Annotated in this window: 26 protein-coding genes and 3 pseudogenes; 7 read left to right on the top strand and 22 right to left on the bottom strand. The window is 58.6% G+C overall.

Features of this window, described 5'->3' with window-relative positions; all coding sequences use genetic code 11:
• Nucleotides 1-72 precede the first annotated feature (72 nt).
• The 4 genes from ACMDB8_RS17340 to ACMDB8_RS17325 all read right to left on the bottom strand — a co-directional run bounded on the left by ACMDB8_RS17340 (nt 73) and on the right by ACMDB8_RS17325 (nt 5,772).
• Nucleotides 73-1,233, bottom strand: coding sequence for an iron-containing alcohol dehydrogenase (locus tag ACMDB8_RS17340; protein ID WP_056723717.1), 1,161 nt, complete (start codon nt 1,231-1,233; stop codon nt 73-75).
• A 3-nt stretch (nt 1,234-1,236) separates the two neighbouring features.
• Nucleotides 1,237-2,628, bottom strand: coding sequence for an aldehyde dehydrogenase family protein (locus tag ACMDB8_RS17335; protein ID WP_056723716.1), 1,392 nt, complete (start codon nt 2,626-2,628; stop codon nt 1,237-1,239).
• Nucleotides 2,629-2,635: 7 nt separating this feature from the next.
• Nucleotides 2,636-4,009: a glutamine synthetase family protein gene (locus ACMDB8_RS17330; RefSeq protein ID WP_056723714.1), complete on the bottom strand. Its 1,374-nt coding sequence runs from the start codon at nt 4,007-4,009 to the stop codon at nt 2,636-2,638.
• Nucleotides 4,010-4,182: 173 nt separating this feature from the next.
• On the bottom strand, nt 4,183-5,772 hold the full coding sequence (locus tag ACMDB8_RS17325) for a winged helix-turn-helix domain-containing tetratricopeptide repeat protein (protein WP_056723860.1): 1,590 nt from the start codon (nt 5,770-5,772) through the stop codon (nt 4,183-4,185).
• A 259-nt stretch (nt 5,773-6,031) separates the two neighbouring features.
• Between ACMDB8_RS17325 and ACMDB8_RS17320 the strand changes: the two genes are divergently transcribed.
• Nucleotides 6,032-6,784: an SDR family oxidoreductase gene (locus ACMDB8_RS17320; protein WP_056723712.1), complete on the top strand. Its 753-nt coding sequence runs from the start codon at nt 6,032-6,034 to the stop codon at nt 6,782-6,784.
• 44 nt (nt 6,785-6,828) lie between these two features.
• Nucleotides 6,829-7,242: a cupin domain-containing protein gene (locus ACMDB8_RS17315; RefSeq protein ID WP_056723710.1), complete on the top strand. Its 414-nt coding sequence runs from the start codon at nt 6,829-6,831 to the stop codon at nt 7,240-7,242.
• Nucleotides 7,243-7,315: 73 nt separating this feature from the next.
• On the opposite strand, the pseudogene ACMDB8_RS17310 reads toward ACMDB8_RS17315, so the two are convergent.
• From ACMDB8_RS17310 to ACMDB8_RS17285, 6 genes and pseudogenes are all read right to left on the bottom strand, one after another.
• Nucleotides 7,316-7,591, bottom strand: a pseudogene (locus ACMDB8_RS17310) (hypothetical protein); the annotation flags it as partial.
• A 152-nt stretch (nt 7,592-7,743) separates the two neighbouring features.
• The gene (locus ACMDB8_RS17305; RefSeq protein WP_409079404.1) at nt 7,744-8,436 is read right to left on the bottom strand and encodes an RES family NAD+ phosphorylase; all 693 of its coding nucleotides are present in this window, start codon (nt 8,434-8,436) and stop codon (nt 7,744-7,746) included.
• Nucleotides 8,430-8,834 (bottom strand): antitoxin Xre-like helix-turn-helix domain-containing protein, encoded by a 405-nt coding sequence (locus ACMDB8_RS17300; protein WP_223513389.1) that lies wholly within the window; start codon nt 8,832-8,834, stop codon nt 8,430-8,432. Before ACMDB8_RS17300 ends, ACMDB8_RS17305 begins: the two co-directional genes overlap by 7 nt.
• 126 nt (nt 8,835-8,960) lie before the next feature.
• Nucleotides 8,961-9,284, bottom strand: coding sequence for a hypothetical protein (locus ACMDB8_RS17295; RefSeq protein ID WP_409079403.1), 324 nt, complete (start codon nt 9,282-9,284; stop codon nt 8,961-8,963).
• A gap of 48 nt (nt 9,285-9,332) precedes the next feature.
• Nucleotides 9,333-9,617, bottom strand: a pseudogene (locus tag ACMDB8_RS17290) (methyl-accepting chemotaxis protein); the annotation flags it as partial.
• A 479-nt stretch (nt 9,618-10,096) separates the two neighbouring features.
• Entirely contained in the window at nt 10,097-10,231 is a 135-nt protein-coding gene (locus ACMDB8_RS17285; protein WP_256355847.1) for a hypothetical protein, read from the bottom strand.
• Between the two features lie 243 nt (nt 10,232-10,474).
• Here ACMDB8_RS17285 and ACMDB8_RS17280 point away from each other — a divergent pair, with 243 nt between their 5' ends.
• A complete protein-coding gene (locus ACMDB8_RS17280) occupies nt 10,475-10,639 on the top strand; it encodes a hypothetical protein (RefSeq protein WP_223541421.1) in 165 nt (54 codons plus the stop codon).
• Nucleotides 10,640-10,939: 300 nt separating this feature from the next.
• Here ACMDB8_RS17280 and ACMDB8_RS17275 read toward each other — a convergent pair whose 3' ends face one another.
• Nucleotides 10,940-13,021 carry a TonB-dependent siderophore receptor gene (locus ACMDB8_RS17275; protein ID WP_409079402.1) on the bottom strand — a complete coding sequence of 694 codons (2,082 nt, stop codon included), beginning with the start codon at nt 13,019-13,021 and terminating at the stop codon, nt 10,940-10,942.
• A gap of 320 nt (nt 13,022-13,341) precedes the next feature.
• On the opposite strand from ACMDB8_RS17275, the gene ACMDB8_RS17270 reads away from it, so the two are divergent.
• Nucleotides 13,342-13,866, top strand: coding sequence for an RNA polymerase sigma factor (locus ACMDB8_RS17270; RefSeq protein ID WP_056723700.1), 525 nt, complete (start codon nt 13,342-13,344; stop codon nt 13,864-13,866).
• A 56-nt stretch (nt 13,867-13,922) separates the two neighbouring features.
• On the opposite strand, the gene ACMDB8_RS17265 is transcribed toward ACMDB8_RS17270, so the two are convergent.
• Together ACMDB8_RS17265 and ACMDB8_RS17260 are read right to left on the bottom strand one after the other, a co-directional pair.
• Nucleotides 13,923-14,357 (bottom strand): GFA family protein, encoded by a 435-nt coding sequence (locus ACMDB8_RS17265; RefSeq protein ID WP_409079401.1) that lies wholly within the window; start codon nt 14,355-14,357, stop codon nt 13,923-13,925.
• A gap of 71 nt (nt 14,358-14,428) precedes the next feature.
• Nucleotides 14,429-15,370 (bottom strand): carbon-nitrogen hydrolase family protein, encoded by a 942-nt coding sequence (locus ACMDB8_RS17260; RefSeq protein WP_056723695.1) that lies wholly within the window; start codon nt 15,368-15,370, stop codon nt 14,429-14,431.
• Between the two features lie 103 nt (nt 15,371-15,473).
• Here ACMDB8_RS17260 and ACMDB8_RS17255 point away from each other — a divergent pair, with 103 nt between their 5' ends.
• Nucleotides 15,474-16,166, top strand: coding sequence for a winged helix-turn-helix transcriptional regulator (locus ACMDB8_RS17255; RefSeq protein ID WP_409079400.1), 693 nt, complete (start codon nt 15,474-15,476; stop codon nt 16,164-16,166).
• A 311-nt stretch (nt 16,167-16,477) separates the two neighbouring features.
• On the opposite strand, the gene ACMDB8_RS17250 is transcribed toward ACMDB8_RS17255, so the two are convergent.
• From ACMDB8_RS17250 to ACMDB8_RS17215, 8 genes and pseudogenes are all read right to left on the bottom strand, one after another.
• Nucleotides 16,478-16,936: a glycine zipper 2TM domain-containing protein gene (locus ACMDB8_RS17250; RefSeq protein WP_056723693.1), complete on the bottom strand. Its 459-nt coding sequence runs from the start codon at nt 16,934-16,936 to the stop codon at nt 16,478-16,480.
• A gap of 17 nt (nt 16,937-16,953) precedes the next feature.
• Nucleotides 16,954-17,382: a hypothetical protein gene (locus tag ACMDB8_RS17245; RefSeq protein WP_056723691.1), complete on the bottom strand. Its 429-nt coding sequence runs from the start codon at nt 17,380-17,382 to the stop codon at nt 16,954-16,956.
• 63 nt (nt 17,383-17,445) lie between these two features.
• The gene (locus ACMDB8_RS17240; protein ID WP_409079399.1) at nt 17,446-18,123 is read right to left on the bottom strand and encodes a DUF3313 domain-containing protein; all 678 of its coding nucleotides are present in this window, start codon (nt 18,121-18,123) and stop codon (nt 17,446-17,448) included.
• 50 nt (nt 18,124-18,173) lie between these two features.
• Nucleotides 18,174-18,743, bottom strand: a pseudogene (locus ACMDB8_RS17235) (OmpP1/FadL family transporter); the annotation flags it as partial.
• A gap of 243 nt (nt 18,744-18,986) precedes the next feature.
• On the bottom strand, nt 18,987-20,645 hold the full coding sequence (locus ACMDB8_RS17230; protein ID WP_413966558.1) for an arylsulfatase: 1,659 nt from the start codon (nt 20,643-20,645) through the stop codon (nt 18,987-18,989).
• 308 nt (nt 20,646-20,953) lie between these two features.
• The gene (locus ACMDB8_RS17225; RefSeq protein ID WP_056725143.1) at nt 20,954-21,403 is read right to left on the bottom strand and encodes a hypothetical protein; all 450 of its coding nucleotides are present in this window, start codon (nt 21,401-21,403) and stop codon (nt 20,954-20,956) included.
• 176 nt (nt 21,404-21,579) lie between these two features.
• Nucleotides 21,580-22,284, bottom strand: coding sequence for a MarC family protein (locus tag ACMDB8_RS17220; protein WP_223542444.1), 705 nt, complete (start codon nt 22,282-22,284; stop codon nt 21,580-21,582).
• Between the two features lie 211 nt (nt 22,285-22,495).
• Nucleotides 22,496-22,885 carry a MerR family transcriptional regulator gene (locus ACMDB8_RS17215; RefSeq protein ID WP_056725146.1) on the bottom strand — a complete coding sequence of 130 codons (390 nt, stop codon included), beginning with the start codon at nt 22,883-22,885 and terminating at the stop codon, nt 22,496-22,498.
• 74 nt (nt 22,886-22,959) lie between these two features.
• Between ACMDB8_RS17215 and ACMDB8_RS17210 the strand changes: the two genes are divergently transcribed.
• Together ACMDB8_RS17210 and ACMDB8_RS17205 are read left to right on the top strand one after the other, a co-directional pair.
• Complete coding sequence (locus tag ACMDB8_RS17210) at nt 22,960-24,039, top strand: SDR family oxidoreductase (RefSeq protein ID WP_409079441.1); 1,080 nt, start codon at nt 22,960-22,962, stop codon at nt 24,037-24,039.
• Nucleotides 24,040-24,208: 169 nt separating this feature from the next.
• Nucleotides 24,209-25,108, top strand: a complete 900-nt coding sequence (locus ACMDB8_RS17205) for a DMT family transporter (RefSeq protein ID WP_056725150.1) — start codon at nt 24,209-24,211, stop codon at nt 25,106-25,108.
• 368 nt (nt 25,109-25,476) lie between these two features.
• Here ACMDB8_RS17205 and ACMDB8_RS17200 read toward each other — a convergent pair whose 3' ends face one another.
• Nucleotides 25,477-25,815: a hypothetical protein gene (locus ACMDB8_RS17200; RefSeq protein WP_056725152.1), complete on the bottom strand. Its 339-nt coding sequence runs from the start codon at nt 25,813-25,815 to the stop codon at nt 25,477-25,479.
• Between the last annotated feature and the right edge of the window lie 266 nt (nt 25,816-26,081).

Genomic DNA, 26,081 nt, shown 5'->3' with positions numbered 1-26,081 from the left:
ACCCCTTGTCGTACTGCTCCTGTCGCTATCGGATCACACCTGTCCATGCGCAGTGCCGGCCAGGCGACTGCTCTACAGACGGCCGTGAAACGCCGCGTCGAAAATCTTTGCCACGCCGTCCCGGGTCAACGGCAGCGGGTTGCCGCCGGCGGAAGGGTCGACAATCGCCATGTCGGCGATCAGGTCGGCCTGCCGGTCATCCACGCCCAGTTCAAACAGGGTATGGGGCACGCCGATGTCCTTGCGCAGCTTGAGGACGAAGGCCAGGAAACTATCGAACCCCGGGGAGGGCAGGCGCAGGTACGCCGCCAGGCGGGTGATGCGCTCCTCGATGGCCGAGCGATTGAACTGCAGCACATAGGGCATGAAGGTGGCATTGGTCATGCCGTGATGGGTGTCGTACAGCGCACCCACCGGATGGGAGAGTGCATGCATCCCGCCCAGGCCTTTCTGGAATGCCGTGGCGCCCATGGCCGCCGCCGCGAGCATTTGCGCGCGGGCTTCAAGGTCCGATGGCGTGTGTACCGCCTTCACCAGTGAGTTGGCCACCAGGCGCATGCCTTCCACGGCAATGCCATCGGCCAGGGGGTGAAAGCCGGGGGCGCAGTACGCTTCCAGGCAATGGGACAACGCGTCCATGCCGGTGCCAGCAGTGATCTTGGCCGGCATGCCGACGGTGAGGGCCGGGTCGCTGATCACCACCCGCGGCATCATTTTCGGGTGGAAGATGATGCGTTTGGTGTGGGTGCGCTCGTCGATGATCACCGCCGCACGACCGACTTCGGAACCGGTTCCCGCCGTGGTCGGCACGGCAATGACCGGGGCGATGCGGCTGTCGTCGGCGCGGGTCCAGTAGTCGCCGATGTCTTCGAAGTCCCAGACCGGGCGGGTCTGGCCGCTCATGAAGGCAATGAGCTTGCCCATGTCCAGGCCACTGCCGCCGCCGAAAGCGATCGCGCCATCGTGCTGGCCGGCACGCCAGGCGTCGAGCCCGCCGGCCAGGTTGGCTTCCACCGGGTTGGGCTTGAGGTCGCAAAACAGCGCCACGCCAAGACCGGCGGCGCGCAATGCGTCCAGCGCCGCCGTGGTGATCGGCGCGCGCGCCAGGCCGCTGTCGGTCACCAGCAAGGGGCGCTGGATACCCTGGCTGCGACAGACCTCGGCCAGTTCGGCGATGCGCCCCACACCGAAACGAACGCTTGTGGGGTAGTTCCAGTTTCCTGACAGGTTCATGGTCTACACCTCGTGACGCAGATGAAAGGATTTGGCCCGGGTCAGGTGCTCGTAGCCCAATGGCGACAGGGTGACGCCGCGCCCGCTGTTCTTCACGCCGGTCCAGGCCAGTGCCGGGTCCAGGTAATCGCAGCGGTTCATGAACACCGTGCCGGTGGCGATCTCGTTGCCCAGGCGTTCGGCCGCGGCGAGGTCCCGGGTCCAGATGGAAGCGCTGAGCCCGAACTCACTGTCGTTCATCAAGGCGATGGCTTCTTCATCGCTGGCCACCGGCATGATGCCGACCACCGGGCCAAAGCTTTCGTCGCGCATGACCGACATTTGATGGTTCACGTCCACCAGCACTTGCGGTGCGAGATAGGCGCTGCCCGGTACGTCGGCGGGAAAGGACTTCGGATCAATCAGCGCTTTGGCGCCCTGGGCCAGCGCTTCGGCGATCTGGCCACGCACGAAGAAGGCGGCGCCCGGCGTCACCAGCGGACCGAGGGTGGTGGCTTCGTCCAGCGGGTTGCCCAGCACGTACTGGCGGGTCAGTTCGGCGAAGCGCTCGACAAACACCGGGTAGATTTTCTGGTCGACGTAGATGCGCTCCACGGCGCAGCAACTTTGCCCGGAATTGAAGAAACTGCCGTCCACCAGATTTTCCACCGCATACTCAAGGTTGGCGTCTGCCCGGACATAGGCCGGGTCTTTTCCGCCGAGCTCCAGGCCCATGCCGAGAAACTGTCCGCTGGCGGCGCTTTCCATGACCTTGCCAGCCTCTACGGAACCAGTGAAGTTCACTTGCTGCACGCGCCCGCAAGCAAGGATCGCCCCGGTCGACACATGGTTGAGCAGCAGATTCTGGAACAACCCCTCGGGCAGTTTTGCGCGACGCATGGCCTCGGCGAAACGCTCGCCCACCAGCAGGGTTTGCGACGCGTGCTTGAGGATTACACTGTTGCCGGCCATCAGTGCCGGGATGATCGTGTTCACCGCCGTCAGATAAGGGTAATTCCATGGGGCGACCACCAGCACCGTACCCAGCGGCTCGCGTTTGATATAGCGCTGGAAACCCGCCTTGGGTTCCGGCTCTATTGCGGCCAGGGCCTGTGGTGCGATGGCGATCATGTGCCGGGCGCGTTCGGCAAAACCGCGCAGTTCGCCGGCGCCGTAACGCACCGGGCGGCCCATCTGCCAGGCCAGTTCCGGGACGATGTCGGCCTCCATCGATAGCATCGCGTCCACCGCGGCGCTGCAATAAACCGCGCGTTCGCTCAGTGATCGGCGTTGCCATGAGACTTGTGCGCTGGCAGCCGCCGTCAGCGCCTGCTCAATCTGCGCCGCATCGGCAAGATCGCGTTCAACGTACACCCGGCCATCGACCGGTGAGATCAGTTGCACCTTCTCAGTCATGATGTTCTCAGTAGCGCTCGAAACCGCGCTGCAATTCCCAGTCGGTAATTCGCCGGTCGTACTCCTTCTGCTCCCACTCGGCGGTGTGCACGTAATGGTCGACAACCTCATCACCGAATGCCTCGCGCAACATGCTTGAGGCCTTGAGGGCGGCGCTCGCCTCGCGCAGGGTCTTGGACACCTCCGGCAAATGCTCGTCGAGGTAGGCGTCGCCTTCGAACGGCGGCGCAAGATCGAGCTTCTCGTCGATACCCTTCAAGCCCGCCGCGATCAGCGCGGCGAAGGCCAGATAGGGGTTGAGGTCGGCACCGCCGATGCGGCATTCGATGCGGATGGCCTTGCTGCCTTCGGCACACAGGCGAAAGCCGGCGGTGCGATTGTCGCGGCTCCAGACCGCCCGTGTCGGTGCAAACGTGCCAGCCTGGAAGCGCTTGTAGGAGTTGATGTAGGGCGCAAGAAAACAGGTGATGTCGTTGGCGTACTTGAGCTGCCCGGCGACCCAGGCCCGCATCAGTTTCGACATGCCGAACTCGGCTTTCGCGTCGAAGAACAGCGGCTTTTTGGCGTTCTTGTCCCACAGCGAATTATGGATGTGACTGCTGGAACCGGCGGCGTCGTAGCGCCACTTGGCCATGAAGGTGATCGCCTTGCCCTGCAACTGCGCGATCTCTTTGCAGGCGTGCTTGATGATGACGTGGTGGTCGGCCATGGTCATGGCGTCGGCGTAGCGAATGTTGATCTCTTCCTGCCCCGGGCCCCATTCCCCCTTGGAGTTTTCCACGGGAATGCCCGAGGCCTGCAAGTGCTTGCGGATCGCCCGCAGCACCGGCTCCTCGCGGGTGGTCTGCAGGATGTTGTAGTCCTCGATGTAATGGCCGGCGGTTTTCGGCTTGTGATAGTTACGCTTGTGGATCGCCTCGTAGCTCTCATCGAACAGATAGAACTCGAGTTCCGAGGCAAACATGCCGGTATAGCCGCGCTCGCGCAGGCGCTCGACCTGCTTTTTCAGAATCGCCCGAGGGCTGTGGGGCAGGTCCTGGCGATGGTGATGATCGAGCACGTCGCACAGCACCAGCGCCGTGCATTCAAGCCAGGGTACGCGCCGCAGGGTGGACATGTCGGGCTTGAGCACGAAGTCGCCGTAGCCCTTGCTCCAACTGGCTGCGGCGTAACCCGGCACCGGTTCCATGTCGATGTCGTCGGCCAGCAGGTAGTTGCAGCAGTGGGTTTCTTCGTGGCCGCTGTCGATGAAAAACTCGACCTGGAAGCGCTTGCCGACCAGGCGTCCCTGCATGTCGACCATGCAAACCAGCACGGTATCGATTTCGCCGGCGGCAGCGGCGCGCTTGAGTGCATCAAAGCTGAGGAGGGGCTCTGTCATCACGGCAATCCTGCGTGAAAGGTTGGGGCCAGTCTGGGATAGCTGTTGCAGACGCTCTCCAGAAAAACCCAAAACCTGCAGAACCGAGCATCGTGAGCAACGAGTTGTTCAAAGCTTAGCCTACCCTTGCAAAGTGCAAGTTTTGCCGGGTGAAAGTCGTGTTCAGCGCCCCATCATTCCGGCAACCCGGCCAGCCGCAGTCCATCGACGAAACGGGCGAAATCCTCAGGCCGTTGAATGGGCAGCCAGCCCTTGAGGGTGCACAGACGCAAAGAAGGATCCAGCTTTTGCAGACGCTGCATCGCCAGATTGGCTTTTTCCGTTCGACCGCCGAGCGCATGACTGGCCGCCACCAGCGCTGCCGCGATCAGCAGACCGGGCAGGTTGCCCAGCGCTTTTTCCGCCCAGTCCGCAGCGGCATCGAAGTGCCCGGCGAAGAAATGCGCGAGCGCCATCCCGACCTGCATCCTGAACATTTCCGGGTCCAGCGGGCTCAAGCGAACGGCATGGTTCAAATTTTCGATGGCGGTGTCTGTTTCGCCGTGCAGCGCCCGCAGGATACCGCCCAGGAACCAGGCGGGGGCGAGGTTGGGGTTGAGCAGGCGTGCCCGATCGAGCAGTGCAATGCCGGCGTCGACTTCGCCGGCGAGATGAGCAAGCGCATGTCCGCCCCGGGTCAACGCAACGGCATCGTCGCGGCCGAGGGTCACCGCCAGACGCGCCAGCCGTATGCCCTCGGCGATTTCTGCAGGCCGATCGGCCATCCAGCCATTGAGCTTGCGCCAGAAGTGGCACCAGGCGGCCATGCCATAGGCCGAAGCAAACTCCGTATCGAGTTCGATGGCCTGGTAGAACATCGGCAGCGCTTGCTCGATGGCTTCCCGACTGCCGCTGTGCAGTTTTGCCATCCCGCGCAGGTAGTAGTCGTAGGCGTCCAGGCTTTCTGTCGGCTTGCGTTTGGCGCGTTCGATTTCTGCCCGTTCCAGTTGCGGCGCGATGGCTCCGACGACGCTTTCGGTGATTTGGTCCTGCAGCTCGAAGATGTCGTCGAGCAGGCCTTCGAAGCGCTCCGCCCAGATGTGCGTCCCGCTTGTCGCATCGATCAGTTGCCCGGTAATGCGTAGCCTGTTCCCGCACTTGCGCACGCTGCCTTCGAGCACGTAGCGCACGCCCAACGCCTGGCCGACGCCCCGGGCGTCCACGGTCTGGCCCTTGTAGGTGAAGCTCGAATTGCGAGCGATGACGAACAGCCAGCGGATCCGCGACAGGGCGGCGATGATGTCCTCCACCACGCCATCGGCGAAATACTCCTGCTCCGGATCGCCGCTCAGGTTCTGGAAGGGCAGGACGGTGATCGAGGGTTTGTCCGGCAGGACGAGCGCGGGGGAGGGGATTTGCTTCGGGGTAGCGGTCGAGCGTTCATCGATGTCAGGCTGTCGCGCTTCCCCGGTCAAGTCGCCGTTGATCCGGCCAACGAAGCGGTAGCCCTTGCGGGGGACGGTGCGTACCAGGCGCTGCTCCTCGCCGGTATCACCAATGGCCTTGCGCACCGCATTGATGTGGCTGGTGATCGTCGATTCCGAAACGATCCGGTCGCCCCACACTGCCTTGAGCAATTCGTCTTTGCTGACGACGCGATCGGGATTGTTGACGAACAGCAGCAACAGATCGAAGACCTGCGGTCCGACGGCCACGACCTGCCCGCGCAGGGTCAGCTCCCGGCGCTCCTGATCGAGCAAGTAGTCTTCAAACGTGAATGGCAAGTCGAGCATCCCCTGGCGAATCGCCCTCAACTCCTTGTCCCAGGCGGCTGGCGGTTGGTAACAGAGGCAGATGATACGGCAGCTCGGCACCCGCTGCACCGTCTGCGGCAAGGGCGGCTGGATGAACACCATCGGCTTTGGACATAAATTCAAGCATACGCCAAGACAAACCCAAGCCTGGCGCAAGGACTTGCCTGGTGCGCGCAGGCAATCTCTCTACACCGACGCAATGGTTGCAGTCGACAAGTGGAGAACAGTCATGAAGATCGTCGTCATCGGAGGCTCCGGCCTCATCGGATCGAAACTTGTGAACACCCTGCGCGAGCGCGGCCATGACGCGCTCGCCGCGAGCCCAAGCACGGGCGTGAACAGCATCACCCGCGAAGGCCTGGCCGCAGCGATGGACGGTGCCGATGTGGTGGTCGACGTAGCGAACGCGCCGTCGTGGGAGGACCAGGCTGTTCTCGATTTCTTTGAAACGTCGAGCCGGAACCTGCTGGCCGCCGAAGCCGCCGCCGGGGTTCGTCATCATGTTGCCCTGTCGATTGTCGGGAGTGAGCGGCTTCCCGATACCGGTTATTTCCGGGCCAAGGTCGCGCAGGAAGCCCTTATCAAGGCGTCCGGCATGCCTTACACCATTGTGCGTGCCACGCAGTTCTCCGAGTTTGCCGGCGGCATTGTCCAGTCGTTCGCCGTTGGCGAGGAAATTCATGCTTCGCCGGCTCTGATCCAGCCGATAGCGTCCGACGACGTGGTAGCGGCGCTGGCCGATGTCGTGCTGGCTGCACCGCTCAATGGCACCGTTGAAGTCGGCGGCCCGGAAACCATGCCGATCGACGAACTGGCCCGGCGCTTTCTGCGGGCGACCCGGGACAACCGCAAGGTCGTGCCGGACGTGCATGCACGTTACTTCGGCGCCGTGCTCGACGATCAATCGCTGGTCACCGGCAAGAACGCACGCCTGGGGGCGATCCGCTTCGACGACTGGCTGGCCCGGTCGACGGCGCAGTAACGGATCGCCCCCTTACATTTCCCTACCAATCCAGGAGAAGTCCCATGGTTACCCGATTGCTGATGGCCGCTGCATTCGCTGCGCTCTCGATCAGCGCCGCATCGGCCGCCGAACCGCCCCCCGGTAAGGTGACGGTGGTGTTCGACCGTCCCATTCCCAACATCCCCGGCAAGAGTATGAGGGGCGTGGTCGTCGAGTATGGGCCGGGTGCCGCGTCGCCAGCCCACACCCATCCGAAAACGGCCTTCATTTATGCAACGGTGCTGGAGGGCTCGTTTCGCATCGAGGTCAAAGGCGAACCGGAAAAGATCTACAAGGTCGGCGAAAATTTTGTAGAGGAACCGGGTTCCGTGCACCTGGTCAGCGCCAACGCCAGCGACACCCAACCTGCACGCCTGTTGGCGGTGTTCGTCCTCGACACTGAGGAAAAGGTGCTCGTAACACCGATCAAACAGTGAACCACGAAAAAGCCCGGCTGTTGAGGCCGGGCTTTTCGTTGAGTCCTGCGGTCAAGCACTGCATTCAGACAGCGCGGCTTTCGATCAGACGATCCGAACCGCCTTCGGCAACGCGGTTTTCCAGCAGTTTGTCGGAACCGCCTTCAGCGACGCGTTTTTCCAGCAGACGATCTGAACCACCTTCAGCCACGCGATTCTCGATCAGGCGATCGGAACCACCCTCGGCCACACGGCTTTCAATCAGACGATCCGAGCCGCCTTCAGCGACCACAGGTTGAGCGGAGTTTGCGGCGAAAGCGTTAACTGCGAAAACCGAGAAAGCGATGCTGAGGAGGGTCTGGCGTTTCATGATCGTGTGCTCCGGGGTGCTTATGGGTTGGTATGGAGCAGATGTTACGCCGGAGATTTTTTAAGAGAACTTCATTGAAATGATGGTGACTATCGATGCGCTCAATGGATCGAACACCGCCTGTTTAAGCAACTCTTTTTGTGGCGAGGCAATCAAGCTTCGCTGATCTGGCTCACGCTGGTGATCTGCCCATTCCAGACCATCTCGTAATGCGCCGCCTGCACAATCGACGAAACCGGCCTAGGCGTCATCAGCGCCCAGCAATGACTGCCCGGCATCCGCACCGAGTGATAACGCAACCCGGGACAACCGGCGTCCCGCACCGCGCGCCCCAGCACACGGGAATGGCTGTAGTCGTCCGGCGCATACACCGGATCGTTCACCGGCAGGCTCGCGGCGTCCTTCATCCCGGCATCGCCAAAAGCACAAGCCAACCCACGAAACACAAAGCGCTCATAGTTCAGGCTCTGCACCCTCGACCAATACAGCGCCTGGTGATGCCGCACCTCGGCCAGCGCCGCTTCCATCGAATCCGCCAGGTACAACACCCCAAAGCGGCCGTCACTGAAACGCGAACCCGCCGGGTTGACATGGGTAAAGGGCGCGATGGCGTAGGAGCAGCCGGGAATGCCGAACGGAATCTCGCTGCGTGCAATCAACTCCAGCTGACCCACTTCATTCTTCAACCGCGGATTGGTCAACGCCTGAATTTCGAACAACAGCTCAAATTCATCCGCGTCCGCCACATCATCAAACAACGCAATGGGCGGAAACTTCGAATTGACCAGGCGATAAGCCTGCAACGACTGACCGGCAAACACCGCCAGCTCGCTCGCCATCACCATTGCGCACCCCGCAGCATGTCGATGCGGCGGAAGGTTTCATACAGCGAAATCATGTCGCCCTGGGCCATGATCTCCAGCGGCGAACGCCCGTTGAAAAACTCGTTGTCATTGGCCATCGAAGCAAAGCCGTACACGTTGTTCGGATTATCGAATACCAGCCGCAACGTCGCGTGCATGTTCAGCACGAAGCTGATGCGCTGCATCTGGTCCGCATCCAGCGCCACCGCCCAATCCGGGTCACGCTGCCGGGCGCGGGTATAGGTACTGCGGGAAATACGCAGGATGCGACAGGCCTGGTCGCTGGTGGCTTTCCACTTTTCCAGAATGCTCACGGCGGCACGCAGGCCGGTGACGCATTGGTTTTTTGTGAAGGATTGGGCTTGGATGGGTACGGCCATGTTCGCGTCCTTTTTTGTATCTATAGATTCAAATGTAGATATATTGAGTCTGTAGAGCAATATTGGTGCGACGGATGGGCTTGTCGTGCCAATACAATAGGGCAGCGATCTGGCTGAGGCTTTGTTTTACTGAAATCGTCGATGCAGGTCTGGAAAGATATCCTGGGCAAACCAGGCGGGCAGGCCGGGGGTCACGATTCTGGATTTTGGAGTTCGGCTTTCTACCAGGCCGACTTTTATAAGCCTGGATAATTCGTCGATTGCCGGTCGCGGCGTCAGGCCGGTGAACGTCTTGATTTCATTGCGTGGCAAGCTGCCCTGGGTGATTAACGCAATGATCGCGGGTGCACTTTCCGGACGGATACCTTGCTGTAGTCCCGCCGTTTTCCCATTGGAAACAAACGCCGCGCCCACGGCCGCATCACTGATGAAACGTGCGCCCCAACGCATCCAGCCGAGTCGCAATCGGCGGCAAGCGCCGACTACTCAGCGCCAGTGTCCTTGCTCGCCGGCACGCGCCGCTTCAATCGCCGCGTTGAGCGCCAGCAAGTTGGTCTGCTCGGCAATGCTGCTGATCACCTCCAGCACCGTACCGATCTGCTGCGCCTGCCCGGCCAGCACCTTGTCACCCTGGCCGGCACCAGCGGTGAACTGGGACGTGGTGGCGAGCATCTTGTCCAGCATGTCCTGGCTCTCCACCGCATCGGCCTGGCTGTGCAGCGCCAGATAGAGCAGCGCGACCGTCTCCATCACCATCAACCCAACGCCCAGCAAACAACGCATCAACCGCGTTCCGCCGATGGCGCGATACAACAGCGTCAACAACACACTGGTGCCACCCCCCACCAGCAGCGCCTGCTTGAAGGTGTCGTGCCAGAACGCCAGGCCGATAGCGAAAGCGAACATCAGCCAGATCAGGCCCAGCATGATGCGGTCGGCTTTGCGGTAGGGGTCGAGGAAACGAGTGGGGAAGGGCATGTACGCTTACTCCATGTAAATGAGCCAGAAAAAAGCAGGGTTCATGGCAACACGGGACTTCGCGAAAGCTTGGGTGCGTTAAAGGAGCAGACATTTTCAGAGTCAGGGATGGAATCGGTTGGTGGCATGGTCGAGAAACCGTGGAGGGCGTAGCCCTTGGCCATCACTCTTGGCCGGGACGACGTCGCTTGCACAAAACAATGTCCGATATAGAGGCAAGTAATGCTGAAGTGACGGGGAGTACGACAGGCTCTATTGCAAAGCCTGTCGTACACCAGAGGCCATTACGACTTCTTCGGCGGATAGTTACCGCGCAAGCCGCCGGACTTGTTGCCGGTTTTGCTCGGCAGGTTCGGCACCAACGGACGGGATCTGGGCTGGGGGTTGGAGCGGCTTTGGGGTTGAGGTTGCTTGCTCATGTTCGCCTCCTGACGTTCAGGGTTGCGCGAAGTGGTTTACTCATGAAGTTTAGCCAATCGACTGTGGGCAGGGTCGTTTGGCACTTGGGGAAGGTGTTGCGAACGACCGGCTTTTCTTTTTCGGCCCCGTTGATAGACCCCTTACGCGATTCTCGGATTCTGCCTACAACTTTGGCAGGAGTGACCCGCTATTCCAACTCGCCACGGCAGACACGACTCGTGACCCGCACAGGAAGTAGCAGCATGCCCACACAACATACGAATCAATCCAGCATTGAACAATTGCACCGCGACGTTGCAGCGTTTGCCGAAGAGATGCGTATTCCCGCTCCGAACGCGATCCGCTCTGCTGTGGTGCCGTTCAGCATCGGTGCCGCCCTGGCACTGGCAATCTTGTCGCCGCCATAGTCGTCCGACTGTTCTAGTCTCTTGTCCTTGCGCCGATGGCCGGGGTCGTCCTGTTGTTTCATACGAATCGAGTAGAAAAAAAAAGCCCGCGATGGGGAGTGCGGGCTGGAAAACACAAAAGGAGCTGGATCCACCGTATTCCAATGGATGTGAAAATACTGTGATGGATGGCTGATGACTTGCTCGCAGTCAAATCGCCAGGCGTTGGAAGGTTCGGTGTTGCTGGCCAATCTGGTGCGAGCTTGAGTTTTCGTCGTGTCACTGGGCGCAGCAGTGAACTGCGCCGACCCGCCTGGTGCCTTAGAAGCGATACTTCGCTGAAGCTGTGATACTGCGCGGTGCACCGTACGTCAGGGCACCATAGGCATCGAAGATGTCGAAGTACTTCTCGTCGGTGACGTTGTCAGCATTCACCTGCGCCGAAAGGTTTTCGGTGATTTCGTAGCGAGCCATCAGGTTGACCAGGGCATAGGCATCCTGCCGGATCTTCTCGGAGTTGCCTGCCGGGTTGGTGGCGTAGGTGTAGATCGAGTCCTGCCAGTTGACCCCGCCGCCGATGGTCAGCCTGTTGAAAACACCGGGCAGGCGGTAGGTGGTAAAGGTACGCAGCAGCTTGGTCGGGTACAGGGTGTTTACGTCGTTGCCCTTGGCATCTTCGGCGGTGAACTGGGTGTAACCCACTGTTGCATTCCAGTCGGTCGCGAGTTCGCCGGACACTTCCAGCTCGAAGCCCTTGCTGGTTGCGCCTTCACTGGCCTCGTAGGCATAACCGCCGGCGGGGTTCGAAGGATCGATCAGCACGCCGGTGCTTTGGCCCAGGTTATCCTGCTTGATCTGGAAAATCGCAGCGCAGGCGTTCAGGCGGCCACCGAAGTACTCACCCTTCAAACCGATTTCACTGCTTTCGCCAACGATGGGCTCCAATTGCTGGCCACTACTGTCGCGTACCGACTGCGGCAGGAAGATTTCCGTGTAGCTGGCATAGGCCGAAAGGTTGTCGGTGAGGTCGTAGACGATGCCCGCATAAGGGGTCAGTTCGTGATCGACGTCGATCTTGCTCACCTCCGAGTAGATGTCATCGCTGGTCTTTTCGTACCAGCTCTCACGCGCGCCAAGAATCACTTTCAGGTCGTCGGTCACGTTCAAACGGGTCGCTGCGTAGAGCCCTTTCTGCCGGGTCTCGCTGTAGCCGTAGTCTGTCCGCGGGCCCCAGACCGGTTCCGGGAAATCGCCGTTGTAGGCATCGAAGTTGGCAACACCGTCAAAGCCGGTTTGCGCGTTGAGTGCATCGGCATCGAATTTCTGCTTGCTGTCCACATAACCAAAGGCCGCTTCATGCTCGCGGCCCAGCAGCGAGAACGGGCCATTGAAGCGGATGCCGTAGTCGTCCTGGGTGGTCTTGGTCTTGTAGGTCGCCGGGAACGAAGACATACCGGCACTACCGTTCTGGCCTGGATTGCCAGAGAGGTACAGCAGGGAAGAGTCGCCGGTTCGCTCGCCACGGTTGTAGCTGAGGTTGACTTGCCAGTCGTTGGCGAAGGTGTGATCGAGATTGACGAAATAGGTGTCGTAGGTGGTGTCCCACTTGCTCCATTTGGCGGAGGTTGTCTTCGAACGGCTCCAGTTTGTCCGGCTGCCGTCTGCGTACCAGACCGGCAGGCCGCCCCACATCGGCGAATCGGCGTTGTTTTCCTGGTGGCTCAAGCCGAACCACAGCGTGGTGTCGGGCGTCAGGTCGATGTCCATCGTGCCGTAGAGGGTCTGGCGCTTGTTGGCGTTCATGTCGATCCAGGTATCGCCCTCGTTGGTCTCCCCGACCAGCCGCGCACGAATGGTGCCTTCCTCGTTCAACGCCGTGGACACATCGGCCTCGACGCCATAGGTGTCCCATGTGCCGGCGCTCAGTTCTACCGAACCCTTGAGGTCAGTGCTGTAGGCGCGCTTGCGTACCATGTTGAGGGACGCGGAAGGGTCGCCCGCACCGGTCATCAAGCCGTTGGCGCCACGGACCACTTCAACGCGGTCGTACATGGCCAGGCTGCTGAAAATCTCCCCCGAACTCCACGGCTGCTCGAAGATGGTCGGTACACCGTCGATCATCAGCGAGTTGAGCTCAAAACCGCGGGCGTTGAACTGTGCCCGGCTGGTCTCGTAGCGGTTGACCGACACACCCGTGGCATTGTTGACCACGTCGAGGATCGTACGCAGATCCTGGTCCTGAATGCGTTGCTGGGTGACGACACTGACCGACTGCGGGGTTTCGCGCAGCGACATGCTCAACGGTGTGGCCGTGCGCGCTGCATCAGTGGTGTAGGAGTGGGTATCTTCAGTGACGCCGATTCGCTCTTGAGTGGCTGTCTCCGTGATAGCGATGGGCGCCAAGGTCAAAGAGCTTCCAGCCTCGGCCTGATCAGTCTGTTGCGCCGCCTGTAGAGATGGAGCAGCGACAGTGATACCGACTGCAAGCATGTGCACGGCGAGGGCCAGAGGCCGGAGTGCCAGGGGCGAGCGCGGGGTAACGGAGTTTTGTGCACACAGGAGAGCTAGGGCGGACATGCGGACTCACATATGATCTGGTTTTATTGAGAATAACTATCATACGCAAGTGTTAACAAGTGTGAAATGTGATTTATACGCATTTGAGATTACATATCAAATGTGATAGCGTCCGGCACATCCCCTGACAAGATCGCTTCCCGCTGATGGCCTCCTGTAAATCTCCAACACTGACCCGGCTGGTAGAGATCCACTATGAGGAGCTCAAGGCCTATATCCAGCGCAGAGCGGGTTCATCGTTCATTGCGTCGGACATCGTTCAAGAGACTTGGCTGCGCGCTGCCAGGCACTCGACAAAGCAGCCGGACAACCCGCTGGCCTACCTCTATCGCACGGCAACCAATCTGTTGCTGGACAAGCAACGACAGGACACGACCCATGGTCGTTACTTCGGCGAAAGCGAGTTGGCGGAGGCGATCGAGTGCCCGTTGTCATCCCCGGACAAGGCTGCCGGTATTCGTCAGGAGCTGGAAATACTGTCCAATGCACTAGACGATCTGCCGGAGAAATACCGCGCAGTGTTTCTGCTCTCCCGTTGCGAGGGATTCACCATGCGTGAGATCGCCATGCAACTGGATATCAAGGAAGGCACCATCGAAAAGCAGATCGCCAAAGGCATGCGACACTGTCGCAGGCGACTGGAGCGCACATTCTCGACGCGCTCAGAATAGACCCGGCGCCACTTGCGCCCGCAACCGCCGCCCGATCACATCAATCGTTGCCCGTGCTATTCGTCCACGCTGACGCCCGATCCCCCTAATTCGCAGGGGACATCCTTCAGCTTGGGCAACCCGTCTTTGATGCGCAGCCTGGCCTCCTGATAGTGGACGTGAACGCCTGGCGAATACGCGAGATCCGGGATGACAGCGGCATACACGTCGATGAGCCCCATCCCTGGGTGTTCGGTGAAGATGTGCCCGCCGCAAGTCTTGCACCATTTGCGATAACTCTGCGGTGTCTTGTTGTAGGTGCCAATGTTGTCCGCCCCCCGAGTCACTTGCACCGCCTCGGGTTTCCACAGCGTGAAGGCATTGACCGGCGCTGCCGACCAATGTCGACACGACTCGCAATGGCAATAGCCCATTGCGGCCGGCTCACCGCTGACGGTGAACTCGACTGCGCCGCAAAAACAACTGCCTTTGTAAGACTTTTGAATGCTCATGGAATGACTCCTTCATCAGTTGTTACCCATACCGCCGAAGTTGGGATGGATCGCCTGAGCGTTGGTTCGCTTCACTCGTCGATGTAGCGCACCGCTGTCGCCGGCGTGCGTCGTACCTGCAGCTCGAAAATGTCAGGGCGCGCATAGTGCCCGGTGACGTCGAGCGCCCGCCGCGCTGGCGCCACGAGTGAGACGTCGATGTCCGCATACAGAATGCCTGCCTCTCGGTGCAGTGGACCGGCTGTGATCCGGCCTTGAGGGTTGACCACCACCGAGTCGCCGTCGTTGATCCACTCTTGCGGATCGGGAAACAGTTGCAGGCGAGCCGGAAAGTCATCGGGAATGTCGCTGCCGCGCAGCGAGGTGCCACTGCCGAGCACCCAGCATCGACCTTCGAGTGCAATGTGACGCATCGTGCTGATCCAGCCTTCGCCGGTGTCGTACGTGGGCGCGACGTAGATTTCCACCCCTTGGGCATACAATGAATAGCGCGCCAGAGGCATGTAGTTTTCCCAGCAGATGAGCGTACCAATGCGGCCGACGGGTGTATCGACCGTACGCAACCCTGACGCATCACCGAAACCATGGACCATGCGCTCGGGGTTCGTTGGCATCAGCTTGCGATGCCGGTTGAGCACTTCGCCGTTGGTACCGATAACGACTACGCTGTTGTAGAGCGTGCCACCTCCATTACGCCGCTCGCATTCATTGATGCCGCATACGATTGTCACGGCGTTGGCGCAGGCGACCTCGCACAAATCGTTCAGGTCACCGTTCGCGATATCGACGGCGTTGGCCAGTAGGCGCGTGTGCAACTGGCCCATGACAGCCCCGTCTTTTCCCGCCGCCAGCCGCCAGATCCACGACGGGTAACCTGGAATGAACGATTCGGGTAAAACAATCAACGAGGCTCCCGCCGCCGCGGCCTCAGCGACCGATTGCACGGCTCGGGCGATCGTCGCGCTGCGATCGAGCAGCACTGGCGGCCGCTGAATGATGGCTATCTTGGTCATGGCGTTCTCCTGAGGCGGTGGCTTTCGGAGGTTTGAGCGTGCACGTGGCGAAGTCGCAAGACTAGTTCAGAATCTGAAGCGTTGTAGTTGCGGAGTACAGGCGATGGATGAAAGCTACGGTCAGTTCTGCACTGTTGCGCGCGGTGCGCAAGCACTGTGCGAGCGCTGGACGCCTTTGGTCGTGCGCGAGCTGCTATGCGGCAGTAAGCGCTTCAACGAACTGCACCGTGGCGTACCACGGATGTCCACCAGCTTGCTGACACAGCGGTTGCGCCACCTGGAAGATATCGGTGTCATACATCGCACGGCCGCAGGCAAAGTCTGGGAGTACAGCCTGACCGAGGCAGGCGAGGAATTGCGCCCCATCATCATGGCGCTAGGGCATTGGGGCGCGCGCTGGATCGGCAGTCGCCTTCGCGATAACGAACTCGACGCGGGCCTGCTCATGTGGGACGTGCGCCGGTTCGCGCGCATCGAGATGTTCCCGTCCCGGTCGGTGGTCATCCACTTCAAGTTCCGCGACGCGCGGTCCGGCGAGCAAGAGTGGTGGCTTGTGGTCGAACATGGTGTGGCAGATTTGTGCCGCGACGACCCCGGACGCGAACTCACGCTCGTCGTGGACTCTAGCGTGCGCGCGCTGACCGAGGTGTGGACCGGCGACCGCACACCAAGGGAGGTTCTTCAGTCGCGAGAGCTGCGTGTAGACGGGGCTGTGCGGGATGCGGAAAACTTGTGGCGCTGGCTTGGCACGAGTGCGTTCGCCGGTACCCGGAGCGCTGCAGTCCAGCCTTTGTAGCCTTCGAGAAAAGTAAGCGTTTGACCGTCCGTATATGGGCGATTGTTGCCTGTCGCGGAGGGCGTGAAGCTGCCAGTGGGGCCGATAGAAATCGGCCAGAAACTGGCATCGAGTGTCTTTAACCCAGGGCTATTCACTTGGCCGGTGCTTATGTGCAGCGCGATGAAGATCATGCTTCAGTACCAGAGCCTGTTGTTTGGCTCGCAAGCAGCACACAAAGCTGGCTGTTGCTGGTGCAGATGAATGCTGCACTCCGGGCCTTGACATCAGAACACATACCGACCAGGGCAACCCTAAAGATTCAAGTGAATCTAACCGCCCTGCGGTAGGACTCGGGCATCATTGCCTGAGCCTTGGATATACACCTTCATGCCTTTATTCAGTGATGGATTGATCGGCTGGGTAATTGATACCAGCACGCCACTGTTTACCCGCACGATGATCTGTTGCGCCTCTATCGGTTGGTCATATTTTTTCTTCTCTGCGTAATTACCGCCAACCGCACCGGCGAGAGCCCCGGCAACCATGGCGACATCACGTCCGGTGCCATGACCGATCAGGCTGCCGATTCCCAGGCCGCCGAGGCCACCGAGTACAGCGCCGACACCGGAGTCGTGATTGGTCTGCATCTGCGTTAGCGAGATCTGCTCGATCTTCCCTGAGCGAATCTCGATTTCACCGGCGCCGCCATCGGTCGATCCTACGGCGGAACAAGCACTGATCAGCACAGTCACCAACGTAACCGTCAGCCAGGACAAAATAGCTTTCATTGCTGTGCACCTCGTTGTTATTGGTATTTGATGGCAATGCCTTTCAGCTTACGTCCCTGGATCGTTTCAATATCACGGTTCCAAAGTGGGCCTGTCACATAGGCGGCGACCGGCTGAATGTGATCGTAGACGACGACTACCGCGTCTGCGCCAAGTTTGGCGGCTTCTTCACGTAACTTTTGTTCGACCTCAGTAATAGGCGGTGCGGGGTCGACTGTGGCATCGATCAGGATTTCTCCCAGCCGTACATTGGGACGCGTCGGTTCTGTACGTAACACCTGTACTTCACTGGGCAAGGTCGGTGCGGGATGCTCGACTCCGACGTAAGCAGTCGTCTGCGCGTCCACGGATGCACAAGCGCTTAATGCAAGCGCAATGGCGATGAGCGCTGCGAAAAGTAACGGTCTTTGCAATCTTGAAAATTGCAGCGATGAATAGAGATGCATGTCAGCGTTCCTTTGCGTGAGGATTATCGAACCGCCAACGTCTGCCGGCGGTAACTCCAAGGCTCAACTGCGAATGAATGCCCAGAGATCGGCGTTCAGTTTGTCGATCGCCGCCTTGAAGTCCTTGGCGGTAATCTGCTGGCTTTCGTTTTTCAGTTCGGTGCCGAACACCTTGCGCACCACTTTGGCCACGGTCTGGTTGCTCCTGGCGTCGACGAACTCGGCTTCGATGAACAGGTTGGTGTCCTGGTCACGGTGGCCGGTGGCGGCCTGGGTTGCGCCGACGACGGCCGCGATGGGAACCACTTCATACCACTTCATGCCTTCGTTGGAGGCACTTACTCCGGTAATTGCCGCACGCATGATCAGGGGGCGCGAACCCGCCGGTGCGGATGAGGTGTTGGTCACTACGCGATACTTCTGACCCAGGGTGGCCTTGGCCTTGTTGGTCATGTAGTTCTGAATGTCCGTCAGCGTTTGCTGGTTGACCCGCTCATCGGGTTTTGGCGCAGGGTAGAGCTCCAGTTTATTAAACACCACGGTGTCATAGGCATTCGGGTTCCACGAAGGGCTGACCCAACGCATCACGGTACCGCCGCTCGGTGTTTCGACTTCCTGCAGGTTGTTGTAGTTGGACAGGAAGCCTGAGTATTGCTCCTTCTCAGTCACTTTCGAGGTGCAACCGCCTAGCAGCAGACTGGCCAGCGTGGCGCCGACGAGCAGTTTTCGGGACAGATTCATAGTGGTGTTTACTCCTTGGAAGAAATCTTCGTTCTTTTGTTTACAAGACATCAAAATCGCCAGGTCATGTTTCCGCTCAAGGCTTGAATCCAGGCATTGTCGAATTGACCGGATACTCGATTGCCCGATACGGATTTGGTCTGCTCAACCGGCATGTCGCCGAGCCAGACCATGGCCCAACTGACGTTGACATCGGTGTCCTTGTCCAGAGCATAGGTGGCCCCGGTGGCAATACGCCAGGATTCGTTCATCGGCACGACTACACTGCGGTTACTGTCCGAGACGGCGCTGCTGTCGTAGGCCACGCCGAAGTTCCACAACCACTGCTCGGTGGCCTGGTATTGCGTGCCAAGGGAGAGGTGCCAGGTGTCCTTGAAGCCGGCGTCGACGGTCTTCGATTGCGATCCGAACGCCGTGGTGTCGACCTCTACGGCGATGTCGCCGAATTCCGACCAGTCCTGCCAGTTGGCCGAGGCCAGCAGTGCCCATTGTCGGTCCAGTTGCTGGAACAGGCTCAGGGTGACGGTTTGCGGCACCTTCATGTCCAGTTCGGTGTTGGTGTTGTTGACTCTGTCGAGCAGACGTCCGTCGCCCTTCACATCAAGCCGGTCCTCGAAGTTCTGCCTAACCCACCTTCTCAAGTCGAATGAACAATATTGGGGTGGCGGTTACGTTGTTGTTTCCAAAGTAGCGTTCGCTCCGAACAGGTCATGAGATGGCTGCAATCGCGACTCTTCAGGCTGTATAAACAATCGTCACTTCCCCCAGCAGAGGCCAAGGGAACGAGTGACTTGGCGGGAGTTCATAAACATCAGACCACCCAGTGGCGGCCTGAACCGGGCCGCCACTCTTTGACTAGTTGACTAGTTGCCCGCAGGCATCGGCAGGCTGATCCCCTCTTTCTGCAGGACTTCACGTACCGACTGGAATTTCTGGTACTTGGACAACTCGATCGGCCCGTCATAGCCCATGCTTTGCAGTTTGCGTGGCGGGTACTTGATGTAGGTCTGCATCAGTTTGTTGATCGCCTGGCTGATCGGCACCATGGTCCAGGTGCGCTCAGTGACGTTACTCATGAAGATGTCGTAGCGCTCCTGTGGATCTTGCAGCAAGTCAAAGACCTGCGGTACGACCGCCACGTACTTCGACTCCCCTTTCCAGCCCAGGTTGGTATCCACCGCCAGGCCGCCGGTCGGCACACCATTGTCGCCACGCAGGTTGAACACGGCCTTGTAGTTGCCTACGCGGGCCGCACCAGGGGACAACTCGTTTTCGGTGAAGTAGAACCACTCTTTACGTGGATCGGGACCCGTGCCGGTGATTACCGGGGTCATGTCGTAGCTGTCGAAATAGATTGGCTGACCTTCGCGATCCTTCTCCGGCAACTTGATGCCGGCCACCGAGGCGAAAGTTGCCATCAGATCGAGCCCGCCGAGAATGTCGTGGTTCTTGGCATTGGGCTTGATTTTTCCGGGCCAGGTCATGATTGCAGGGACCCGGTTACCGCCCTCGCGCACGGTGCCTTTGGTGCCACGAAATGGTGTGTAGCCGGCGTCCGGGTAAACATCCTGCCAGGCGCCGTTATCGGTGGTGTAGACCACCAGCGTATTCTTATCCAGGCCCAGCGCCTTGAGCTTGTCCATGATACGGCCGATGCGCGTATCCAGTTCGACCACCGAGTCGGCGTACTTGGACTTGGAGATCGACTTGTGAACGAACTCCGGTGCCGGCAGGTTCGGCTGGTGCACTTTCATGAAGTTGACGTTGATGAAGAACGGCTTGTCGGACTTGGCAGCGGTGTCGAGAAATTCCAGCGCGGCCTTTTCGACATAACCGTCAAAGTAGGGAATGCCGACTACACCGGGTTTGCCATCGATGACCGGCGTATCAACATACTGGCCGTTGATCTTGAACTCTTCGACGGCCTTTTCTCCCGCCTTGCCCGAGAGTGCGCCCTTGGTCACCTTGGCAAACATTTCCCGGGTTTCCGGGTCCATGTCGGGGAACCAGGTCGGGTCGGCGTAGGTGTAGGCATTGAGGTGATAGAGGCCGACGTACTTCATCACGTCATACCCCTGGGCATTGGGCAATGCATAGTCGGCTTCGCCCAGGTGCCACTTGCCGGTGAAGTAGGTCTCGTAGCCGCCGGTCTTGAGCACCGAGGCCAGCGTCCACTCGGCGGCGGGCAAACCACCGCCCTGGCCCTGGAAGGCCACGGTGGTCATGCCGCTGCGATTGGGGATACGCCCGGTCTGCATGGCCGCCCGGCCCGGGGTGCAGCTCGGCTGGGCATAAAAGGAATAAAAGGTCGTACCTTCTTGTGCCAGTTGGTCGATGCTGGGGGTTGGCATGCCACGGCCGACACCACCACCGTACGGCCCCAGATCGCCGTAGCCGGTGTCATCGGAGACAATGAACAGGATGTTCGTCTTGTCCGTCTGGGCGGCTTGGGCAACCCCATTCAATGACAAAAGTGCAGCAAACACGATAGAAAGCCTAAAACGATCCGACAACTTTTCCATACCAATATTCCTTGTTTTTTCATGGTGTCAGCAACCGGGTGATGAGTGCACCTCAATATTGTCCTTTGGTGCATTGACCATCGAGTAATTAGCCTAGGTACTGCATACAGAATCATTTCCTACTTTTTGCATGACTACGCACGGATTAAGGCCCACGGCAGAGTCTAGTGCGGATTCGGAAGTTGAACGTGGCAACTGCGATTTTTTAGAGGGCCATGTCACAACTATTATTTGATCGCGCAGTCGGGCCGCCCATGCCTAATGGTATTCAGCCTAAAGTTCTCGACTCACCAATCACTGTGGCCGTTTCACCGAGTTGCTTGCGCAATATCGCCGCAGAAAATATCGCTATTGCCATCCTCGGGTGCCGTACGTACGACGATGGAGTACGTGCCGGCAAGCAGGTCTTTCATGGCTATGGGCGCGCTTCGGTAGAAGGTCCAACCGTTGGTTCCAGCGGTGCTTTTGGTATTGACCTTATCGTTCATGGCGAAGGCGACAGCCCCGGGTTGTTGGCAGCTACCTTTATGGATGAACGTGTACAGGCGAGGGGGCAGCAGGGTTCCGGTTGGAACACCTGTGATGTCGAAGTCAAAATTGGTTTGATTGCCGACACTGGTCAACGTGGTGCTGGCGATCTGGCCAGGATTATTGTGGGTAGCCGCCAAAGGAAGGTTCATCGAATGGTTCGATGAACTGCTGCAGCCGAAGAGACTTGCCATGATCAGTAGCGCTGGCAGGGCAGTACTGGGTTTCATTGACACCTCCAATAGTGGAAGAAGTGCATAGGGGAATATTGGGTATAGCTCATTAATACGCTATGGTTTGCTTGAAAAAGTCAGTCTTTATCAACTAAGCAGTGCGAGTTCATGGCGGGGGGGTATTTCACTCATATCGATCGGATCGGCATACAGCTGAAATAAAATCAAAAGCCCTACTTTGTTACCCCGTTGAGCAGGACTCCGTACGACTGGAGAAACTCCACCGTGCCGTGGAAGATCAGGCCCACGCCCATTGCCGAAACGAAGAAGCCGACAATGCGTGTCGCCGCGTCAATGCCTTGCGGACCAATCTTTTTGAGGATGTCATTGGCGTAAGCCAGAGACAGGTAGGTGGTAAACATGGTGGCGAAGATCGCCAATGCTACTACCGCGAAGGACAGTATGGCGCGGTCGGAATCCTTGATGGTACTGGTCAGGCCGATCACCGTGGCAATGGCGCCAGGGCCGAACATGATCGGCATGGCCATGGGGATGAAGGATACGTCCTGGTTACCCTTGCTACTGCCTGGAATCAGGCTGCTGTTTGGCGAGGGGGCGAAAAGCTCGAAGCCGATACGCATGAGGATCACCCCGCCGACCACCCGGATCATACTCAGGGGAACCTCGAACAGACGCAGCAGCAGGTTGCCGAAGATCAGAAAGAAAAACATCAGCGCCAGCGCGTAAAGGCAGGCCTTGCGTGCCACCTGGCGCCGCTCGGCGGCGTCTTTGTCTTGCAGCAGGCCCAAGAATACCGGAATGGCCTCAAGTGGATTGATGATTGCCAAAAGGGTGGTGAACATGCCGAAGAACAGAGTGGCGTACGTGTTCATGGATGATCTGCCCAGAGCGTGGTTTACCAAGTCACCATAGCTCATCAGTAGCAATTCGCCTCAAGTCATTGCCGCAGAAAATCAGGGGGCGGGAATGACGGTTTATACAGAAGCGTGAAAAATTGAAATGGAGGCAGGACCGAGCGATAGGTGGTGCTGATCATGCTCAATGGAAAACCCACTAATAGAAAATGCGTAAGCGATGGGCTTGAAACTGGAGGCAGGCTGCAGCTTCCGTTTCCCAGATGCTGACAGTTCAGTTGGAAGAGTTGCTCAGTTGCTGAAGCTCAAGTTGCTTGGCAGCACTGGCTTCGAGGGTTGCACGCTCTTCATCCAGATACCGATAAATGCTTTGGAGGTTGGCGATTTTTTGTTTGATTTCTGCCATCTTCTTTTCAATTAGCTTCGCGCCGTCAGCACAATCGATCAGCTTGTTCCGCTGCGCATCCAGAATCTCGCCTATTTCCCCCAGGGAAAACCCCATGCTTTGCGCGCGCTGGATAAAGTCCAGATCCTGCAGAGTTTGCACTGTGTAAACGCGATAGTTGTTAGTTTGCCGCAGCGGTGAGATCAGGCCGATTTGCTCGTAGTAACGGAGCGTATGGCGGCTGGCGCCGCTGCGGGCCTCGAGTTCGCCGATTTTCATTAAAGCACCGCTTGACTATAGAGTTGGGTCGATAGTTTACGCTTGATTTTTCACCTTAAACAAGGAGCAGGGAAATGAGCGTGGAGTGCTTTGTCACGGGGGGTACCGGCTTCGTCGGTCAACATTTGGTGGCGTGCCTGAGTGCAAAAGGTCACACCATTCGGGTGTTGATGCGTCGCCCAGAGCGACTAGCTGCACTGCGCGAGCAAGTCGATAATTTGGGAGGGTGCGCAACCCGGATATTTGCCGTAGCTGGCGATCTGGAACGGGACAACCTCGGGCTGAGTCTTGCTGACCGAGAAGTGCTAAGGCACGCCAGAGTCATATTCCACCTGGGCGCCCACTTCGCATGGGGGCTTTCAGTGGAGCATTCTCGTGCGGTGAATGTGGAAGGGGCAAAGCGCGTGGCGCTGTTGGCGGCTGAGCAAAAAAGCCGTTTAGTGATGATCGGCGGCTACATGCTGAAAAATCATGAACATCTGCAACGCATCGGAATTGATCCTCGTCATCCGCAGTTGACGAATTGGCCTGCCGTCTACCGACATGTCGGTGGTTACGAGGGAAGCAAGCTGGAGGCGCATTTTGCGACCCTGGAGGTCATGGCCGCCAAGGGCGGGGAGATTACCGTTGTCCACCCTGCGACTGTCTGTGGTCATAGCCGCACGGGGCATATCCTTGACGGTCAGCCGCTGGTGGAGCTGATACGCAACCTTGTGCAGGGAAAGCTGACTGCAGTGCCCGGTACCGCCGAGCACTGGCTGCCACTGGTCACCGTGGATTACCTGGTTGAACTGGTGGCAGTTTGTGCTTTTGATCCTGCCATGGTGGGCCAGGAACTGCTGGCGCTGGATGACCAAACTCCAAACTTGCGAGAACTCCTGATACAGGTGGCACACCCTTTGGGCTTAAAGTCTCCCAAGCATCACATTTCACTCCGATTGCTGAAGTTGCTACTGAGTATTCCTCCCGTCGCGTGGTTTTTGAATACAAAACCCGAAGCCTTGGACTTTATCCAGACCACTCGTTTTGATACAGCGGCGGTCGAGCAATTTGCCAACAGACATGGAATAGCCAAACCGGATATACGTCAGTCTTTGCAGCACACTGCAACGTTCGTCAACTCATATTGCATAGGCAAGGGCCAGACCCTCTGACTTCTCCCTTGGCGGCGAAAAGAAGGCGAATAGCATCCTACTGGGCGATCCAGTGCTTATGCCACAATAAATACTGGGGTTGGTGGGATCTTCGTATCTTCAAACTTTGCGCCGTCGATACAGGGCGGCATTCTATCGAACGACACTTCAGCGACAGGGATCGTCATCCATGCAATCTACTTTCAGCAAAGGCGTCATATTTGCACTCTCCGCTGCGGCACTGAACGCAACGATCGGTGTACTCAGCAAAATACTCATGAGTAATGGTTTCACCGCTAGCAGTGTCGCTGTCATCAAGACCGTACTGGGTTGCGTGCTTCTCTCGATCCTGTTGTTTTTCCTCAAGCGCCCGGCGGCGTCGACCAAATGGACTCAGGCGGCTATCTGCGCATTCCTTGGCATCTTTGTGCTGTTCCATTTTGAAACGTCCGCCTATCGACACTACGCTGCGGCAGGTGTGGTGGTGGTGCTGATGGCCAGTGCCTCAATTTCCTCGATCATTCTGGGGCGTATTTTCCTCAAGGATGCCATCACCGCGAACGCTACCGTTGGTGCTGCACTGGCTATCGCCGGGATCTCGGTGATCTTCGGCGGCGACCTGCAGCAGGGCTTTACCCTGCAAGGTGCTGCACTCGCCTCCATGGCCGGCTCCGGCTATGGGGCCTTTTCGGTTGCCATGAAGCGTATGGGAGTGTCGGGGGGGCTGCACTTCACCCGACAATTGTTGTTCTTTGGCAGCCTGTACTTGCTGATGCCGGCTGCGGCCGATGGTTTTGCGATGGGCGAGCTGTCGCCGCTGGCGATCGCCGCGCTGCTGGCGCTGGCCACGCTGCCGACAATCCTGGGCTTCTTCTGCACCACCAAGGCCATCGAGTATCTCAAGCCATCCCAAGTGCAAGCGTTGGAGCTGACCGAGCCACTGTTCGCCGCGCTGCTGGCGTTTGTGGCGCTCAACGAAATACCGCGCGAAAGCCTGTACGCGGGAGCGGCACTGATCATCGTCGGCCTGTGTTTCTCCAATGAACTAATCCGCTTGGGTAGCAAAGCATCCGTCCCTTCGACCGAGTGAGCAATTTTCGGATCCTGATTACTTTAGCAATCAGTGGTTTTTAAGTGTTTTGAGCGACCGACCGCTTCTGGCCCACAGTGTGTAAAAGCGGTTTTCAGCGCGACTGGTGTCCCAAGTAGAACTGAAAATCGCGTTTCTACGCAAAATCCAGGTCTGCCAAACAGCCGATAAATCTCAGGTTTGGCATAGAGGCTCAGACTTCAATTTTGGCTCAGTGTTTTTACACACTCTGGGCCGTTCTCTGCCGGTCATGACAGGCTGTTTCTGGCCAGTTGTTGCCTGCCCCGAAGGCCTGAAAACGACCCGGTGCCATCATTGGAAGTGCTTGGTATTACGACTCTGGCACACGCCAAGCCGGCATCATTCCCTCACCACAACCGTGCCTCTGCTTCGTCATATTTACTGGCGACTTTCAAAAAGGTTTCCGCCCACCCACTACTGAGGCTGAGCTCTTGCAGCGGACCTGTTGGCGCAAAAAGTACAGCAAAGTGGGTTCTTCCGGGCAGCACCCCAGCTCTAAGCGACTTGATCAATCCCTCCAGCTCTGCTTTTGCTTCATCGCTGTCAGCCCAAAAACACCAGCAGAAGTCATTCTCAGGAAGCGAAATCAATTCGAGGGATGCCTCCAGCACATGGATGAGGAGCTCAAGAGGATTGTTGTGTTGAGTTGATCCACGGACTAACTGCTTTGTACGGTTCATCTCCATAAGGCATCCAAGCGTCAAACCGACGGAAAAAAGATAAAACCTGGCGCGCTTCTCTAGGATCGGGCCTCAGAACAAGTAAACCACTTTTCTCGTCAGACAAAAAAACGGGCACCTTTGATGCCCGTTTTCCTTTACTCAGAAGCCTGCGCCCGTAACCGCCGCCCAATCACATCTATCAAGTCACAACACATCGTGTAACGGAATGGCCAACTGTGAGGATTTTGCTGGAAGCCGCAGAGGTTGTTTGGGCCTAATGCTATTTTTCG

The sequence above is a fragment of the Pseudomonas monachiensis genome, assembly GCF_047345015.1.
In the GTDB taxonomy this organism is placed as follows: Bacteria; Pseudomonadota; Gammaproteobacteria; order Pseudomonadales; family Pseudomonadaceae; genus Aquipseudomonas; species Aquipseudomonas monachiensis.
Note: the sequence above shows the minus strand (reverse complement) of the source record. Positions and strands in the feature narration are given on the sequence as shown.